Source organism: Ramlibacter sp. MAHUQ-53 (assembly GCF_052600055.1).
In genome coordinates, this window is the sequence record NZ_JBQWTS010000004.1 from 248,229 (window position 1) to 265,182 (window position 16,954).

The window sequence follows — 16,954 nt, forward strand, 5'->3', positions numbered from 1 at the left end:
CGGGCCACAGGATTCGCGGGCCCTCACTGCTTGCCCGCCATGACCCACCCTCCCGCGCCGTCCACGGCTGGCCTTCCTCCGCCCCCCATCCTGCGCTACGGCCAGGTCGCGCCGATGCCCGCAGGCGTGGAGCGCAACCAGTGGCCCTCCACCCCGCCCGAGGAGTTCGCCCAGCAGATGGGCTGGCTGCGCGAGGCCGGCTACACCGCCCTGGCCATGCGCGACCTGGAGCCCTACCTGCGCGGCGAGCGCAGCGGCCGCGTGGTGGGGCTGGCGGTGGATGCGGCGGTGTCCGCCACCGAGCATGTGCTGCCGGTGCTGCGCAAGCACGGCTTCACCGCCACCGGCTTCGCGGTCAGCGCCCGCCTGGGCGAGACCTGGGACGGCAACCGGGGCGGCCCGCCCTATCCCATGATGGACGCGCGGCAGCTGCGCGACTGGGTGGCGGCCGGCCAGGAGGTGGGCGCGCACAGCCGCCACCACGTGGACCTGCGGACGCTGGACGAGTGGTCCGCCTGGTCCGAGATCGCCGGCTGCAAGGACGACCTCGAGTGCGCCGTGGGCCTGCCGGTGCGGCACTACTGCTACCCCTTCGGCCGCGTCGCCCCCGTGCTGGCGGCGATGGCGCGCGCGGCGGGCTATGCGACCGCGGCCACCGTCGTGCCGCACCGCCCCGGCCGAGCGCACGACCTGTTCGCGCTGCCGATGCTGGCGGTGGGGTCCACCCCGGCGCCGGCGGCGGTGTGGCTGCGCCTCACGCTGGGCATCGAGGCGGCCGAGGGCGGCGCGACGGCCCCGGCGCCGCCCGCGACGCGCTGAAGCGCTGACGCCGGAGCCGGAGCCGGAGCCGGAGCCGGAGCCGGACCCCGGCCCGTCAGGCGCGTCGCCCGGCCAGCTCCGGCTGCAGCAGCAGGCGCTGCGGCGCCGAGTAGCACAGGAAGTGCCGGTTCGTGGCGCGGCCGATGGCGCACAGTCCGAGCTGCTGCGCGACCTGGTGGCCCATCTGGGTGATGCCGCTGCGCGAGACCACGAGGGCCACGCCCATCTGGGCCGACTTGATCACCATTTCGCTGGTCAGGCGGCCGGTGGTGTAGAAGACGAAGGGCGCCTCGGGCGCGGCGCCGGAGGTCTCCACGCCGTGCATCCACATCCAGCCGGCGATGGTGTCGATGGCGTTGTGGCGGCCCACATCCTCGACGAAGACCAGCATCTCCTCGCCCCGGAACAGCGCGCAGCCGTGCACCGAGCCGGCCGACTTGTACGTGCTCTCCTGCAGCCGGATCGCGTTGACGATGGCGTACAGCTGCGCCTGCGTGAGCCGCGCCTGCGGCAGCGCGATCGAGGCCACGTCGTCCATCAGCGCGCCGAACACGCTGCCCTGGCCGCAGCCGGTGGTGACCACGCGGCGCGCGGTGCGCTCCTCGATGCGGTCGATGCCGGCGCGGGTCTTCACCGCCGCCGACTGCACCTCCCAGTCCACGGTGACCGACTCCACCTCGGCGGCCGAGGCGACGAGGCGCTGGTTGCGCAGGTACCCCAGGACCAGCCACTCGGGGTGGGCGCCCAGGGTCATGAGGGTGACCAGCTCGCGCTTGTCGACGTAGACCGTGAGGTCCCGCTCGGCGGGGATCTGCAGCGGCTCGCGCTCGCCGTGCTCGTTGACCGCCTCGATCTCGCGGGTGAGCGGGGCGCGGGCTTCGGTGAGGCGGGGCAGCGGCATGGCGGGCAGGCTACAGCAAAAAGGGCCAGCCGATGCCGGCTGGCCCTGGGATGGAAGCGGGAACGCTCAGGCCTTCTTCGCCGAGGCCGGGGCCGCAGGCTTGGAGGCCGCCGGGGCCGAAGCGCCCGCCGCGGGCGCGGCGGTGTAGACGAAGGGGCCCGGGTCCGCGCAGGGCGCCGGCGCGGCCGCGGCGGGCGCCGCAGCGGCGGACGCACCGGAAGCCGGCTTGGCGGCCGGTGCGGCCTTGGCCACCGGCGCGCCCTTGCGGTAGTGCGCCGCCACCTTGTCCTGCGACTTGCAGAGCTGGAAGGCGTCGACCTTGGCCTGCCAGGCCGTCTTGGCGGCGGCCTCGGCGGCCTTGGCCTTGGCCGCGTCGTCGGGCGCGGGCAGCTTGGCCAGCGCCAGCGGCGCGGCGGCAGCGATCAGCAGGGGAACGAGGAGCTGTTTCATCGGTGTCTCTCTTCTCAAGCGCTCAAGCGGCGCGCGTGTCGCCGGCCGGCGCGGCCGGGCCCGGCAGCGCGCTGCGCTGCGCGGGGATCTTGCCGGCCTTGACGTCGTCGTACCAGTACTCGTGGTGTTCCTTGGCCCAGGTCTCGTCGACATAGCCGGTGCGCATGGCGCTGTAGGCGCCGCGCATGCCGAGGGTGCCCATGTAGATGTGGCCCAGGAACATGGCCATCATCAGCACGGTGGCCACCGCGTGGACCATGTGGGCCACCTGCATCGTGGCGCGCTCGTAAATCAGGCCGGGGATCAGCTTGTCCAGCACCAGGCCGGAGGCGACGACGATCGCGCCCAGGAGGAACACGCCGCCCCAGAACAGGCCCTTCTCGCCGGCGTTGAAGCGGTGCGAGGGCACCTCCTTGCCGCCGAACAGGCCGCCAGCGCGCAGGATCCACTGCAGGTCGCCGCGGCCCGGCAGGTTGTCCTTGACGAAGGTGATGAAGACGATCACCAGCGACACGACGAACAGCGGGCCGACGAAGTTGTGCACGTTCTTCAGCACGTACGTCAGCCACCCGAACAGGGTGCCGCCGATGACGGGCTGGATGAAGAACTTGCCGAAGGCCATCACGATGCCCGAGACGGCCAGCGCCACGAAGGCGATGGCGTTGGTCCAGTGGGCCGCACGCTCGAACGGGGTGAAGCGCTCGATCTTGCGGCCGGTCTCCGCGCCGTGCAGCTCGATGGTGCCCTTGCCGAAGTAGAACAGGCCCAGGGCCAGCACCACGATGGCGAGCAGCGCCGCGCCGTAGGGAATGATCCACTGGTTGCGCACCTGCCGCCAGGCCTCGCCGGCGGTGGTCAGGCGCGAGCCCGGGTACTGCACGAACGGCTGGATCAGCACGCCGGCCTCGGGCGCATCGGCCTTGGGCAGGCTGGTGTAGCCCTCGACCCCGCTGCCCACCGCGCGCCACATGGGCGCGTTGTTGCCCGGCTGGACCCGGGCCCGCTCGGCGTTGGACTGCTTGAGGTAGTTGGGGTCCTGGCTGGCCTCGGGCTTCACATCCATGATGTTCTGCCCCTGGATGCCAGGCATGGCCGCCGCCGCAGCGGCGGGGGCGGCCGCAGCCGCAGCCTTGTCCTGGGCGAATGCCGCACCCGCGGCCCCGCCCGCGATCAGCAGGCCGGCCGCCAGGGCGCGCGCCGCGCGCAGCAGGGTGTCACTGGGCCTTTGCATAGTCGTTCTGCCCCTGGCCACGGGTCTTGAGCTGCTGTTCCCAGCTGGTCTTGTCGCCGGGCTTCCAACCGGGCGCGGTGAAGTTCGAGCCGGTGCCCTGGAAGGCGGGCACGTCGGACTTCACGCCGCCCAGCGTCTGCGGCTTCTCGGAGCAGCCGGCCAGCGCCAGCAGCGAGGCGATGAGTGCGAGGGTGCGGATCACGACTTGCCTCCTTGCGGGGGCTGGCCCGCGGTCTTGCTGCCATAGGCCGTGCCCCAGCCCCAGACCTCGGCGCCGGTGCCGCGCTTGACCACGCGCGAGCGCAGCACGTCGGCCACCATGTCGCCGTCGCCGGCGAGCAGGGCCTTCGTCGAGCACATCTCGGCGCAGGCCGGCAGCTTGCCTTCGGCCAGGCGGTTGCGGCCGTACTTCTCGAACTCGGCCTGCGAGCCGTTGGCCTCGGGGCCGCCGGCGCAGAACGTGCACTTGTCCATCTTGCCGCGCACGCCGAAGGTGCCCTTGGAGGGGAACTGGGGCGCGCCGAAGGGGCAGGCGTAGCTGCAGTAGCCGCAGCCGATGCAGATGTCCTTGTCGTGGAGCACCACGCCTTCGTCGGTCTTGTAGAAGCAGTTGACCGGGCACACCGCCATGCAGGGCGCGTCCGAGCAGTGCATGCACGCGACGGAGATGGACTTCTCGCCGGGGACGCCGTCATTGAGCGTGACCACGCGGCGGCGGTTCACGCCCCAGGGCACCTCGTGCTCGTTCTTGCAGGCGGTGACGCAGCTGTTGCACTCGATGCAGCGCTCGGCGTCGCAGATGAATTTCATTCGTGCCATGTGCGCTGTCTCCTTACGCCGTGGCGCGCTCGATGTTGCAGATCGTGGTCTTCGTCTCCTGCATCATCGTCACGCTGTCATAACCATAGGTCGTGGCCGTGTTGACGGCCTCGCCGCGCACCACCGGCGCGGCGCCGGCGGGATAGTGCGCGAGCATGTCCGCACCCTGCCAGCGACCCGAGAAGTGGAACGGCATCCACACCGTCTCGGCGTCGACGCGCTCGGTCACCAGGGCCTGCACGTTCAGGCGCGCGCCGGTGGGGCTGACCAGCCACACGCGCTCGCCGTTGCGGATGCCGCGGGCGGCGGCGGCCTTCGGGTTGATCTCCACGTAGGCCTCCTGCTGCAGTTCCGCCAGCCAGGGGTTGGAGCGGGTCTCCTCGCCGCCGCCCTCGTACTCGACCAGCCGGCCGGAGGTGAGGATCAGCGGGAATTTCTCGTGCAGCTTGTCCTGGACGTTCTTGGCCTGAACCGACTTGTACAGGGTGGGCAGGCGCCAGAAGGCCTTGCGGTCGTCGTGCGTCGGGTACTTGGCCACCAGGTCCGGGCGGGTGGAGTACAGCGCCTCGCGGTGCTGCGGGATCGGGTCCGGGAAGTTCCAGACCACGGCGCGCGCCTTGGCGTTGCCGAAGGGGTGGCAGCCATGCTTCATGGCCACGCGGATGATCGCGCCCGAGGGGTCGGTCTTCCAGTTCTTGCCCTCGGCCGCGGCCTGCTCCTCGGCGCTGAGGTCGCCCCACCAGCCGAGCTTCTTCAGCAGCACGTGGTCGAACTCGGGGTAGCCGGTGGTGATCTCGCAGCCCTTGGAGAAGGAGCCGTCGGCCGCCAGCAGGCTCTGGCCGTCACGCTCCACGCCGAAGTTCGCGCGGAAGTTGCCGCCGCCGTCCATCACGTGCTTGGAGGTGTCGTACAGGTTGGGCGAGCCGGGGTGCTTGAGTTCCGGCGTGCCGTAGCAGGGCCAGGGCAGGCCGAAGTAGTCGCCGGTGGTGTCGTAGCCCGTCTCCTTGTCGACGCCGCCCTTGGACTTGAGCGTCTTCACGTCGAACAGGTGCATGTTGCGCATGTGCGCCTTCAGGCGCTCGGGCGACTGGCCGGTGTAGCCGATGGTCCAGACCGACTTGTTGATCTCGCGCAGGATGTCCTCGACCATGGGCTCGTCCATGCCCTTGACCTTCTGCATCTTGTAGTTCTTGACCAGCTCCTTGCCGAAGCCGAGCTTGTCGGCCAGCTGGTACATGATCATGTGGTCGCTGCGGCTCTCCCACAGCGGCTCGATCACCTTCTCGCGCCACTGGATGGAGCGGTTGGACGCGGTGCACGAGCCCGAGGTCTCGAACTGCGTGGCGGCCGGCAGCAGGTACACGGCGCGGTTGGGGTTGCGGTCCTCGGGCTTGCCGGGCATGGCCGCCATGGCGGCGGTGGCCGAAGGGTACGGGTCCACCACGACCAGCAGGTCCAGCTTGTCCATGGCCCGCTTCATCTCCAGGCCGCGGGTCTGCGAGTTGGGCGCATGGCCCCAGAAGAACACCGCGCGCAGGTTCGGGTCCTGGTCGATGTTCTCGTTCTTCTCCAGGATGCCGTCGATCCAGCGCGAGACGGTGATGCCGGGCTTGCCCATCATCGCCGGGCTGGCGAAGCGGCCCTTGATCCAGTCGAACTCGACGCCCCAGGTCTTGGCGAAGTGCTTCCACGAACCTTCGGCCAGGCCGTAGTAGCCGGGCAGCGAGTCGGGGTTGGGGCCCACGTCGGTGGCGCCCTGCACGTTGTCGTGGCCGCGGAAGATGTTGGCGCCGCCGCCGGACACGCCGATGTTGCCCAGCGACAGCTGCAGCAGGCAGGAGGCGCGCACCATCGCGTTGCCGATGGTGTGCTGGGTCTGGCCCATGCACCACACGATGGTGCCGGGGCGGTGCTCGTGCATCTGCTTGGCGACGTCGAACATCACCGCCTCGGGCACGCCGCAGGCCTCCTCGACCTTGTCGGGCGTCCACTTGGCGAGGACTTCCTCGCGCACCTTCTCCATGCCCCAGACGCGGTCGGCGATGTACTTCTTGTCCTCCCAGCCGTTCTTGAAGATGTGGTACATCAGGCCGAACAGGAAGGGGATGTCCGAACCGGAGCGGATGCGGACATGCTGGTGCGCGCGGGCGGCGGTGCGGGTGAAGCGCGGGTCGACCACGATCCAGCGCGCGCCGTTCTCCTTGGCGTGCAGCATGTGCATCATCGACACCGGGTGCGCCTCGGCCGCGTTGGAACCGATGTACAACGCCAGCTTGGTGTTCTGCATGTCGTTGTACGAGTTCGTCATCGCACCGTAGCCCCAGGTGTTGGCAACACCGGCCACCGTGGTGGAGTGGCAGATGCGCGCCTGGTGGTCGCAGTTGTTGCTGCCCCAGTAGCTGACGAACTTGCGAAGCAGGTAGGCCTGCTCGTTGTTGTGCTTGGACGAGCCGATCCAGTACACCGAGTCGGGGCCGCTTTCCTTGCGCAGGGCCTGCAGGCGCTCGGTGATTTCCTTGAGCGCCTGGTCCCAGGAGATGCGCTGGTACTTGCCGTCCACCAGCTTCATCGGGTAGCGCAGGCGGTACTCGCCGTGGCCGTGCTCACGCAGGGCCGCGCCCTTGGCGCAGTGGGCGCCGAGGTTGATCGGGGAGTCGAACACCGGCTCCTGGCGCACCCAGACGCCGTTCTCGACGACGGCATCGACCGCGCAGCCCACCGAGCAGTGGGTGCAGACGGTGCGCTTGACCTCGATCTTGCCCTTGCCCTCGAGCGGCGCGCCGCCGGCGGCGTGCGACTTCTTCACCAGGGTCAGGGACGAGGCGGCGATGCCCGCGCCCACGCCCAGGCCGGAGCGGCGCAGGAAGGCGCGGCGATCCATCGTGGGAATGGCATGCGCGAGGCCGCGCTGCAGGCTGTGGACGAAGGACGGGCGGGCACTGCCGGCGGCAGCGCCCGATTTCTTGGTTAGCAACATGGAACGCTCCAAACCCGGGGGCCGGTCAGATGCGGGTGGTCTTGAAATAACGCTGGACGTGCTCGGTCAGCTGGTAGCCGCCGCCCCGCTCGGGAGGGGCCTTGGGCGTGGGCGCCTGCGCGGATTCGCGCGCGGCAGGCAGCAGGCTCGCGGCCGCAGCCAGCGCGCCGGCAGTGCCGGCACCCGCGAACACGACGCGCCGCGACACCTTGGGGGCGGATTGGGTCATCTGATCTCCTCGTCTTGGCTATGCAGTCAAGTGCATAGCATTCGCTAAATGTAATTCCCTGCTGAGCGCGCGGCAATTAAGGCGCACCCTGATAGCTGATGAGCGTAAACATTCGAATTAGCAATTGGCGTCCTCGTGTCGCAGCCGGGACACGAAACGCGGGCAGGCGTCACGCCAGCATGTCGAAACCCTGCTGCTCGACGTTCATGAAGGCCTGCGCGAAACCGGCCAGGGCGGCGAAGAAGCGGGCCCGGGGATGGGCCGCGACGGCCTCGCACAGGGCCATCACCCAGGGCTGCAGGTGGGCGCCGAAGAACTCGCGCTGGCGGGTGAGGTTGGACACGGTGACATCGTCGCCGGCGATCAGGTAGCGCATCACCTCGCACAGGTAGGCGATGTGGTCCTCGGTCTCGGGCATGGCCTCGTCGCGCGTGAGGCCCAGGGCGGCCAGGTCGTCGCGCAGGGCGGCCAGCGGGCGCTCGTTCAGGAAGCCGGTGAGGTAGTGCGACCCGAACAGGTAGACCTCGGGCTTGCCGACGCCGCCGAACAGCGCGTCGAACTCGGCCGCCACCTCGGCGTCGCCCATCGCCCGGGCCAGGCCCACCAGCGCGCGCCAGGGCTCCTCCAGGAAGCCGCCGGCGGCGGGCGCCTCGGTGGGCGCCACGCGCAGGGCCGCCAGGAGCTCGGGCGCGGGCGGCGCGTAGAACAACTGCGCCAGCAGGCCGTAGATCTCGGCGCGCGCGGTCTCCTCGTCGAGCGCAGTGGAGGTCGGAGGGGTCTGGCTCATAGGTCGGTGATCTTGGTTTCGTTCTGGCTGGAGTAGATGTCGATGACGCGGCAGTCACCGCACATCTTGAGGCGCTCCAGCGCGGCGCCCTGGAACATGGCGTGGCCGGCGAGCTTGGCCATCATGGCCTCGACGCCCTTGAGCGTGCCGAAGGGCTTGCCGCAGCGGATGCAGCCATAGGGCTGGGCCTCGTTCAGCACGCGCGCCTGCTTGCGCTCGGGCGCCAGCGACAGGCGCGGCTGCAGGGTGATGGCCTTCTCGGGGCAGGTGCCGGCGCACAGGCCGCACTGCACGCAGTTCTTCTCGATGAAGCGAAGCTGCGGCAGCTCGGTGTTGTCCTGCAGCGCGTTGGCCGGGCAGGCGCCGACGCAGGACAGGCACAGCGTGCACTTGTCCTTGTCCACCTCGATCGCGCCCAGCGGCGCGCCGGCGGGCAGCGCGATGGCCTCGGGCGTGAGCCGGGCCTGCGCGATCAGGTGGTCCAGCGCGAGTTCGAGCGTGGGGCGCTTCTCGCCGGTGAGGGCGAAGCGGCCGGCCGTGGCCGGCACCGCGCCCAGGCGGGCGGCGAGCAGCTGCAGCGCCTGGTCCAGGTCGGCGGGGTGGCGGCTTCGCAGCAGGCTGAAGTGCGTGCCCTCGTAGCCCAGGCCGGCGAGGATCGCCTGCGCCACGGCCATCTGCTGCTCGATCGCCTCGAGGTACTGCGGGGCCTCTTCCGCGGTGGCGAGCACCGCGACATGGCGCGCGCCGCCGGCCACCGCCGCGAGCCACAGCTCCAGGCCGGTGCTGGCGGTGTGCCACAGCGCCATCGGGATCACGTTGGCCGGCACGCCGTGGGCGGCACCCACGCGCGCGGCGCGGCCCAGGCCCTCGACCAGGGCGGTGCCCGCCTCCTGCGAATGCAGCAGCAGCACCGCCTCGCGGCCGCCGGCGCGGGCATAGGTGTTCAGGAGCGTGCGGATCTTCGTGCCCTGCTCGCTGGGGCGCGGGTAGGCATAGGTCAGCGCGCCGCTGGGGCAGGCGGTGGTGCAGGCGCCGCAGCCCACGCACAGGCTGGGGTTGACCTTGATCTGCTGGAGCGCCTTGTCCGAGCCCACCGCCTCGGCGGAGCAGATGTCGATGCAGGCGCTGCAGCCGACCCGGCCGTTGCGCGAGTGCGCGCACAGCGAGGGCTTGTAGGTGAAGAACTTGGGCTTCTCGAACTCGCCCACCCACTCGCGCAGCGCGAGCACGGCGGCCAGGCGCTCGTCGGGCGTGGCCGAGGGCGGCAGGTGCCGGTAGCCCTGCGGCTTGGCATGCTGCAGGAAGGCGGGCTGCTCGCGCAGGTCCAGCACCACGTCGAAGGACTGGGTGTCCGCGGCCGGCTCGCGCGAGAAGTCGATCGCTCCGGCGGCGCCGCAGGCCTTCACGCAGGCGCGGTGGCCGGTGCAGGCGGCGAGGTCGACCTGGTAGTCGAAACCGATCGCGTTCTCGGGGCAGGCCTCGATGCAGGCATTGCAGCGGGTGCACAGGTCCAGGTCGATCGGGTTGCCCTGCGTCCACGCCAGCTCGAAGGCGCCGAGCCAGCCGGTGAGGCGGTCGATGCGGCCGGACAGCACCGGCCAGCGGCGTGCCTGCGCGCCCTCCCCGCCCTGGGCGAAGAGGGTGACCTGCAGGGTGTCGTCCAGCGAGGCGGCGAGCTTCTCGGCAGCGTCGAGCGGGCCGATCACCAGGGCGCGGCCCTCGCTGCGGTAGGTGACGGTGGGCACCGGCTCGGGGTCGGGCAGGCGGGCGGCAGCCAGCAGCGCGGCGATCTTGGGCGTGGCGGCCCGGGCATCGCGGCTCCAGCCGCCGGTCTCGCGGATGTTGACGAAGCGCAGCGGCGCCCAGGCCGCGCCGCCCTGGGGCAGCTCGGTCTGCGCGGCGACCTCGGTGAACAGGGCCTGCTCCTGGGTGCAGGCCACCACCACCGTCTCGCCGCCCTGCACCGCCTGCTGGAAGGCGCCGGCCTCGCGGCGGCACAGGGTGGTGTGGAGCGTCAGCGCCTCATCGAGCGCCGTCCCCAGGGCCTTGGGGTCCAGGGGCTGGGTCTTGTTGCAGTCGCAGATCAGGGTCGGCATCGGTGGCGGGCGGGTCGGAAACCGCAGGGGCGGGAGCAGGAACGGCGGCGGGGGCAACGGGGTGGGCTGCGGGCGCGGCGGGTGCCGCGGCCTCGCCCTCCCCGCGATTGTCCTCGCGGAACAGGCCGAGGAATTCGGCGCTGGCCAGCGATTCGAGCATGCGCGTGGGAATCGGGTCGGGCTTGCCGTAATCGTCGATGTAGATGTCGAGCCCGTCCATCACATTGAAGTGCGGGTCGGCGAACAGCTTCTTCATCGCGGCGTTCTTCACCTCGGGCGTCACGTCGGCGGCGACGAAGCGGGTGAAGTCGGATTCGGGCGTGAGCGAGGCCACGTCGTCCAGGGTCGGTGGCGGGGCGGGGGCGGCCTCGGCCCGCGATTCGGCCCCGGGCACGGCGGCGGGCACGGCAGCGGGCGCCGGGGCAGCCACCTTAGCGGGGGCCGGCGCCGGCGGGTCCGCCTCCACCGGGCGGCCCTCCTTCACGTCGAGCTTGCGGCGGGACCAGCGCCCCAGGAAGCCGTCAGCCATGGCCGCCTCCTCTGCGGGTCTTGTCGGTGCTGACCGAGGCCGGGTTGCCGAAGCGGTCCGTCAGCGGCTGGAAGCTGGCCGGGCGCTTGCGCTTCTTCGGCTCCGGCACGTAGTTCGCCTCGGCGAACTCGCGCATCCAGGCCACCACCTCGGGCGGCGCGGGCACCTGTTCGACCGTCTCCTGCGCGTCGAGCCAGCGGCCGGCGTCGTGGTAGCTGACGGTGACGATCTCGGGCTTGGCGATCGGCTCGCTGGCGATGCGGGCCTCTTCCTCCATGCGCCACATCACGAACCAGCACGGGGCCTCGGTGGTGGCATTGAGGTAGTAGCCCTCGGCATCGTCGCGGAACAGTTCCACGGTGAAGCCGGGGTGCAGCCACAGCTGCGTCTGGCCGTCGTCGACCAGGAGGCGCGGCGCGTCGCCGAAGGCGGGCTCGTGCGGCACCACGTCGTGCAGCACCCAGCGCACCGGCTGCCAGCGGTTGTCGAGGATCTCGCGGCGCATCACCACCGCGACCTGGAGGCTGGGACGGGTCATGACAGCAACCTCACCGCGCAGTACTTGAACTCGGGAATCTTGCCGAACGGGTCCAGCGCCGGATTCGTCAGCAGGTTGGCCGCGGCCTCCCGGAACGCGAAGGGCATGAACACGGTGGCGTCGGGCGTGCCGTCGTCGCGGCGCAGGCGGCAGCGCACCTCACCGCGGCGCGATTGCAGCGTGACCTCCTGCCCCGCGACCAGGCCCAGGCGCTCCAGCTCGCGGCCGTTGAGGCTGCAGGTCGCCACCGGCTCCAGCGCGTCGAGCACCGTGGCACGGCGCGTCATGCTGCCGGTGTGCCAGTGCTCCAGCTGCCGGCCGGTGATCAGCACCAGCGGGTAGTCCGCGTCCGGCCGCTCGTTGGCGGGCAGCCGCTGCGTGGGCACCAGGTGCACCCGGCCGTCGTCGGTGGCGAAGTGCTCGGTGAACACCACCGGCTGGCCCGGGTCGTCCTCCGACAGGCAGGGGTAGACCACCGCGCCTTCGCGCTGCAGCCGCTCCCACGTGATGCCGGCGATGGCCGTGTGCATGGCCTGGCGCATCTCCTCGTAGACGGCGGCCACGCCGGCATCGGGGCCCTCGTAGCGCCAGTCCAGGCCCATGCGCCGGGCGATCTGCTGCACCAGCCAGAGGTCGGGCCTGGCCTCGCCCGGGGGCTCGATGGCCTGGCGCCCCAGCTGCACCAGCCGGTCGGTGTTGGTGACCGTGCCGGTCTTCTCCGGCCAGGCGGTGGCCGGCAGCACCACGTCGGCCAGCCAGGCGGTCTCGGTCAGGAAGATGTCCTGCACCACCAGGTGTTCCAGTGCTGCGAGGGCCTCGCGCGCGTGGTTCAGGTCGGGATCGCTCATCGCCGGGTTCTCGCCGGCGATGTACATGCCGCGCACCTTGTGCGGATCGGACTCGGGCGCGAGCGCCTTGTCCATGATCTCCACCACGGTGTAGCCGGGCGCGGCGTCGAGCTTCGCGCCCCAGAAGTCCTCGAACCAGGCATGGGCCTGCGGATTCGTCACCCGCTGGTAGTTGGGGAACATCATCGGGATCAGGCCGGCGTCGCTGGCGCCCTGCACGTTGTTCTGCCCGCGCAGCGGGTGCAGCCCGCTGCCGGGCTTGCCGATCTGGCCGGCCACCGTGCACAGCGCGATCAGCGCGCGCACGTTGTCGGTGCCGTGCACGTGCTGGCTCACGCCCATGCCCCACAGGATCATCGCGGACTTCGCGGTGGCAAAGGCCCGCGCCACCTCGCGGATGGTGGCCGCCGGGATGCCGCAGTCAGCCTGCACGGCCTCGGGGCTGAAGGCGGCGACGGCCGCCTGGATCGCCTCGTAGTTGCGGGCGCGCCGGGCGATGAAGGCCTGGTCCGCGAGCCCCTCCTCGATGACCGTGTGGACCATCGCGTTGACCAGCGCCACGTCCGCATCGGGCGTGAACTGCAGGGTGCGCCAGGCCAGGCGGCCGAGGTCGGTGACGCGCGGGTCGGCCAGCACGATCCTCGTGCCGCGCCGGGCCGCGTTCTTCATCCAGGTGGCGGCCACCGGGTGGTTGGAGGTCGGGTTGGAGCCGATCACCAGGACCAGCTCGGCCTGCTCCACGTCCATCACCGGGTTGCTCACCGCGCCCGAGCCCACGCCCTCGAGCAGGGCCGCCACGCTGGAGGCATGGCACAGGCGGGTGCAGTGGTCCACGTTGTTGCTGCCGAAGCCGGTGCGCACCAGCTTCTGGAACAGGTAGGCCTCCTCGTTCGTGCCCTTGGCCGAGCCGAAGCCGGCCAGCGACTTGGGGCCGTGGGTGTCGCGCAGGACCTTCAGGCCGTTCGCCGCCAGGTCCAGCGCCTCGTCCCAGCTGGCTTCGCGGAACACCTCGCGCCATTGCGAGGGATCGCGCAGCACGTTCGTGTCCTTGGGCACGCCGGGCTTGCGCACCAGGGGCCGGGTGAGCCGGTCGGCGTGGTGCACGTAGTCGAAGCCGAAGCGGCCCTTGACGCACAGGCGGCCGTGGTTGGCCGGGCCGTCACGGCCCTCCACGCCCACGATCCGGTTGTCCTTGACCTGGTAGGTGAGCTGGCAGCCCACGCCGCAGAAGGGGCAGACCGAGGCGACCGCGCGGTCCACCTGCGGTTGCTCGATCCTCGACTTGGGCATCAGCGCCCCGGTGGGGCAGGCCTGCACGCACTCGCCGCAGGCCACGCAGGTGCTCTCGCCCATGGCGTCGCCCTGGTCGAAGACGATGCGGCTGTGGGCGCCGCGGCCGGCGTAGCCGATCACGTCGTTGACCTGCTCCTCGCGGCAGGCCCGCACGCAGCGGGTGCACTGGATGCAGGCGTCGAGGTTCACCGCCATGGCGGGGTGGGACAGGTCGGGCGCGGGCTGCTCGCGGCGCAGGGCGGTGAGCGCGGGGCGCGGGGTGACGCCCAGCGCGTTCGCCCAATGCGAGAGTTCGCCGTGCGGGGCCTCGGCCTCGGGCCGGTGGCCCGCCTCGGGCAGGTCCGCCAGCAGCATCTCCACCACCATCTTCTGGCTCTTGCGGGCGCGCTCGCTGGTCGCCCTGACGTCCATGCCGGGCACGACCGCGCGGCAGCAGCTGGCAGCCAGGGTGCGCTCGCCGGCCACCTCGACGACGCAGGCGCGGCAGTTGCCGTCGGGCCGCAGGCCGTCGGAGAAGCACAGGTGCGGGATGTCCACGCCGGCGCGCCGCGCGGCCAGGAGGATGCTCTCGCCCTCGACGGCCTGCACCGTGCGGCCGTCCAGCGTGAAGTCCACGAGCGGGAGGTCAGGCGACTTCATCGGGGAAATACTCCTGCACGCAGCGGATCGGGTTCGGGGCGGCCTGGCCCAGGCCGCAGATGGAGGCATCGGCCATGACCTGCGAGAGGTCGGACAGCAGCGCCTGGTCCCACTGCGGGGCCTGCATCAGCGTGGCCGCCTTGTCCGTGCCCACGCGGCACGGCGTGCACTGGCCGCAGCTCTCGTCGGCGAAGAAGCGCATCACGTTCAGCGCCGCGTCGCGCGCCTTGTCCCGGTGGCCCAGCACGACCACCGCGGCGGAGCCGATGAAGCAGCCATGCGGCTGCAGGGTGTCGAAGTCCAGCGGCACGTCGGCCAGGCGCGCGGGCAGGATGCCGCCGGAGGCGCCGCCGGGCAGGTAGGCGTACAGCGCGTGGCCCTCGGCCATGCCGCCGCAGTACTCGTCGACCAGCTCGCGCAGGGTGATGCCGGCCGGGGCCAGCTTCACCCCCGGCTGCCTGACCCGCCCGCTGACGCTGAAGGAGCGCAGTCCCTGGCGGCCGTGGCGGCCATGGCCGGCGAACCAGCCGCCGCCCTGCTCCAGGATCTCGCGCACCCAGTGCAGGGTCTCGAAGTTGTGTTCCAGCGTGGGCCGCCCGAACAGGCCCTTCTCGGCGATGTAGGGCGGGCGCAGGCGCGGCTCGCCGCGCTTGCCCTCGATCGACTCGATCATGGCCGACTCCTCGCCGCAGATGTACGCGCCCGCGCCCCGGCGCAGGTGGATGGCGGGCAAGGGGCACGGCGGGTCGGCCTGCAGCCTGGCCAGCTCGCCTTCGAGCAGGCGGCGGCAGTCGTGGTATTCGTCACGCAGGTAGATGTAGACCGCATCGATGCCCGCCACCGAAGCGGCGATGAGCGCGCCCTCCAGGAAGCGGTGCGGGTCGCGCTCGAGGTAGGTGCGGTCCTTGAAGGTGCCGGGCTCGCCCTCGTCGATGTTGATCGCCATCAGGCGCGGGGCGGGCTGGGCGCGCACGATGCGCCACTTGCGCCCGGCCGGGAAGCCCGCGCCGCCCAGGCCGCGCAGGCCGGCGTGTTCGAGCGTGGCGATGACCGATTCATGATCGCGCTCGCCGCGCGCCACGGCGGCGGCGAGCTGGTAGCCGCCGGCGGCGCGGTAGGCCTCATAGCCGAGGGCGGCGGGCACCGGGTCGGCCCGCCCGGCCAGGGCGTCCTGAACCCGCTGCGGCGTGGCCCGCGGCACGGCCACCTGCCCGGCGAGGGCGGCGGGGGCCTGCTCGCAGCGGCCGATGCAGGGTGCGGCGATGACCTTCACCTCGCGACCGAGGATCGCGGGCAGCCGGTCCAGGAGCTCGCGCGCGCCGGCCAGCTCGCAGGACAACCCCTCGCACACGCGCACGGTGAGGGCCGGGCCCGGCTCGCCCTCGCCCAGGATCTCGAAGTGGTGATAGAAGCTCGCGACCTCGAACACCTCGGCCTGGCCCAGGCGCATCTCGTGCGCCAGCGCCGCGAGGTGCCGCGGCTGCAGGCCGTGGAAGCGGTCGTTCAGGCGGTGCAGGAACTCGATCAGCAGGTCCCGCGCATGGCCGTCCGCCGGCCGCGGCCCGAGGAGGGCGCGCACGTCCTCCAGGGCGGCGGACTCGAGCTGCCGGCCCTTGAGGTGGCCGGCGCGTTCGCCGCGGCGCGGCATGCGAACCGGCGCTTGCTGCATCAGGTGTCCTTGGAGACGGTGATGGTCGGGAACTTCGCGGAGAAGTCCTTGGCCTTGGCGGCGATGCGGATCGCCACCTGGCGGGCGATGTCCTTGTAGATGCCGGCGACCTTGCCTTCGGGGTCGGCCACCACGGTGGGCTGGCCGCCGTCGGCTTGCAGGCGGATCTGCATGTCCAGGGGCAGCGCGCCCAGGTAGTCGATGCCGCGCTCGGCGGCGTAGCGCTGGCCGCCGCCCTCGCCGAAGATGTGCTCCACGTGGCCGCAGTTCGTGCAGACATGGGCCGCCATGTTCTCCACCAGGCCGAGGATGGGAACGCCCACCTTCTCGAACATGGCCACGCCTTTGCGGGCGTCGAGCAGGGCGATGTCCTGCGGGGTGGTGACGATGACCGCGCCGGTCATGGGCACGCGCTGCGAGAGCGTGAGCTGGATGTCGCCGGTGCCCGGGGGCATGTCGACCACGAGGTAGTCGAGGTCGCGCCAGTTGGTCTGGCGCAGCAGCTGCTCCAGCGCCTGGGTGGCCATGGGGCCGCGCCAGATCATGGCCTGGTCGGGGTCGACCAGGAAGCCGATGGACATGACCTGCACGCCGTGGTTTTCCAGCGGGTCCATGGTCTTGCCGTCGGCGCTGGCGGGGCGGCCTTCGATGCCCATCATCATGGGCTGGCTGGGGCCGTAGATGTCGGCGTCCAGCACGCCGACCGAGGCGCCCTCGGCGGCCAGGGCCAGGGCCAGGTTGGCGGCGGTGGTGCTCTTGCCCACCCCGCCCTTGCCGGAGGCCACGGCGATGATGTTCTTCACCTGGGGCAGCAGCTGCACGCCGCGCTGCACCGCGTGGGCCAGCACCTTGGTGGCGAGGTTCGCCTGCACCTCGGTCACGCCGGCGACGCTGCGGGCGGCGGCCACCAGGGCCTGGCGCAGGGCGGGAACCTGGCTCTTGGCGGGGTAGCCGAGCTCCACGTCGAAGCTCACGCGGCCGCCGTCGACCTTCAGGTTCTTCAGGGCCCTGGTGGACACGAAGTCCTTGCCGGTGTTGGGATCGATGACGGCGGCAAGGGCCGCGAGGAGCTGGTCAGGGGTGGCCATGGTGGGAGCAATCTACAACCGGCCAGTGTAACGAGGCCTCG

The 16,954-nt window shown here is 71.4% G+C and carries 15 protein-coding genes; 1 reads left to right on the forward strand and 14 read right to left on the reverse strand.

Features of this window, described 5'->3' with window-relative positions; all coding sequences use genetic code 11:
- Positions 1-39 precede the first annotated feature (39 nt).
- Entirely contained in the window at positions 40-819 is a 780-nt protein-coding gene (locus tag ACT80S_RS08600; protein ID WP_377415112.1) for a polysaccharide deacetylase family protein, read from the forward strand.
- A gap of 55 nt (positions 820-874) precedes the next feature.
- Here ACT80S_RS08600 and ACT80S_RS08605 read toward each other — a convergent pair whose 3' ends face one another.
- The 14 genes from ACT80S_RS08605 to apbC all read right to left on the reverse strand — a co-directional run bounded on the left by ACT80S_RS08605 (position 875) and on the right by apbC (position 16,913).
- A complete protein-coding gene (locus ACT80S_RS08605; protein ID WP_377415115.1) occupies positions 875-1,720 on the reverse strand; it encodes a formate dehydrogenase accessory sulfurtransferase FdhD in 846 nt (281 codons plus the stop codon).
- A 66-nt stretch (positions 1,721-1,786) separates the two neighbouring features.
- Complete coding sequence (locus tag ACT80S_RS08610) at positions 1,787-2,170, reverse strand: hypothetical protein (RefSeq protein ID WP_377415117.1); 384 nt, start codon at positions 2,168-2,170, stop codon at positions 1,787-1,789.
- Positions 2,171-2,192: 22 nt separating this feature from the next.
- Entirely contained in the window at positions 2,193-3,401 is a 1,209-nt protein-coding gene (locus ACT80S_RS08615; protein WP_377415120.1) for a formate dehydrogenase subunit gamma, read from the reverse strand.
- Positions 3,385-3,603: a hypothetical protein gene (locus ACT80S_RS08620; protein WP_377415122.1), complete on the reverse strand. Its 219-nt coding sequence runs from the start codon at positions 3,601-3,603 to the stop codon at positions 3,385-3,387. Before ACT80S_RS08620 ends, ACT80S_RS08615 begins: the two co-directional genes overlap by 17 nt.
- Entirely contained in the window at positions 3,600-4,220 is a 621-nt protein-coding gene (gene fdh3B, locus ACT80S_RS08625; RefSeq protein WP_377415124.1) for a formate dehydrogenase FDH3 subunit beta, read from the reverse strand. Before fdh3B ends, ACT80S_RS08620 begins: the two co-directional genes overlap by 4 nt.
- 13 nt (positions 4,221-4,233) lie before the next feature.
- Positions 4,234-7,197 (reverse strand): formate dehydrogenase subunit alpha, encoded by a 2,964-nt coding sequence (locus ACT80S_RS08630; protein WP_377415126.1) that lies wholly within the window; start codon positions 7,195-7,197, stop codon positions 4,234-4,236.
- 25 nt (positions 7,198-7,222) lie between these two features.
- The gene (locus ACT80S_RS08635; RefSeq protein ID WP_377415128.1) at positions 7,223-7,426 is read right to left on the reverse strand and encodes a formate dehydrogenase; all 204 of its coding nucleotides are present in this window, start codon (positions 7,424-7,426) and stop codon (positions 7,223-7,225) included.
- 169 nt (positions 7,427-7,595) lie between these two features.
- Positions 7,596-8,213 carry a TorD/DmsD family molecular chaperone gene (locus tag ACT80S_RS08640; protein WP_377415130.1) on the reverse strand — a complete coding sequence of 206 codons (618 nt, stop codon included), beginning with the start codon at positions 8,211-8,213 and terminating at the stop codon, positions 7,596-7,598.
- Positions 8,210-10,309, reverse strand: a complete 2,100-nt coding sequence (locus ACT80S_RS08645; RefSeq protein WP_377415133.1) for a 4Fe-4S binding protein — start codon at positions 10,307-10,309, stop codon at positions 8,210-8,212. Before ACT80S_RS08645 ends, ACT80S_RS08640 begins: the two co-directional genes overlap by 4 nt.
- Positions 10,236-10,838 carry a DUF3306 domain-containing protein gene (locus ACT80S_RS08650; protein ID WP_377415135.1) on the reverse strand — a complete coding sequence of 201 codons (603 nt, stop codon included), beginning with the start codon at positions 10,836-10,838 and terminating at the stop codon, positions 10,236-10,238. The genes ACT80S_RS08645 and ACT80S_RS08650 overlap by 74 nt, the downstream gene beginning before the upstream one ends.
- Positions 10,831-11,376 carry a DUF3305 domain-containing protein gene (locus tag ACT80S_RS08655; protein ID WP_377415138.1) on the reverse strand — a complete coding sequence of 182 codons (546 nt, stop codon included), beginning with the start codon at positions 11,374-11,376 and terminating at the stop codon, positions 10,831-10,833. Before ACT80S_RS08655 ends, ACT80S_RS08650 begins: the two co-directional genes overlap by 8 nt.
- The gene (gene fdhF / locus ACT80S_RS08660) at positions 11,373-14,156 is read right to left on the reverse strand and encodes a formate dehydrogenase subunit alpha (RefSeq protein WP_377415141.1); all 2,784 of its coding nucleotides are present in this window, start codon (positions 14,154-14,156) and stop codon (positions 11,373-11,375) included. Before fdhF ends, ACT80S_RS08655 begins: the two co-directional genes overlap by 4 nt.
- Positions 14,143-15,825, reverse strand: coding sequence for an NADH-ubiquinone oxidoreductase-F iron-sulfur binding region domain-containing protein (locus ACT80S_RS08665; protein WP_377415143.1), 1,683 nt, complete (start codon positions 15,823-15,825; stop codon positions 14,143-14,145). Before ACT80S_RS08665 ends, fdhF begins: the two co-directional genes overlap by 14 nt.
- Positions 15,825-16,913: an iron-sulfur cluster carrier protein ApbC gene (gene apbC, locus ACT80S_RS08670; RefSeq protein WP_377415145.1), complete on the reverse strand. Its 1,089-nt coding sequence runs from the start codon at positions 16,911-16,913 to the stop codon at positions 15,825-15,827. The genes ACT80S_RS08665 and apbC overlap by 1 nt, the downstream gene beginning before the upstream one ends.
- Positions 16,914-16,954 lie beyond the last annotated feature (41 nt).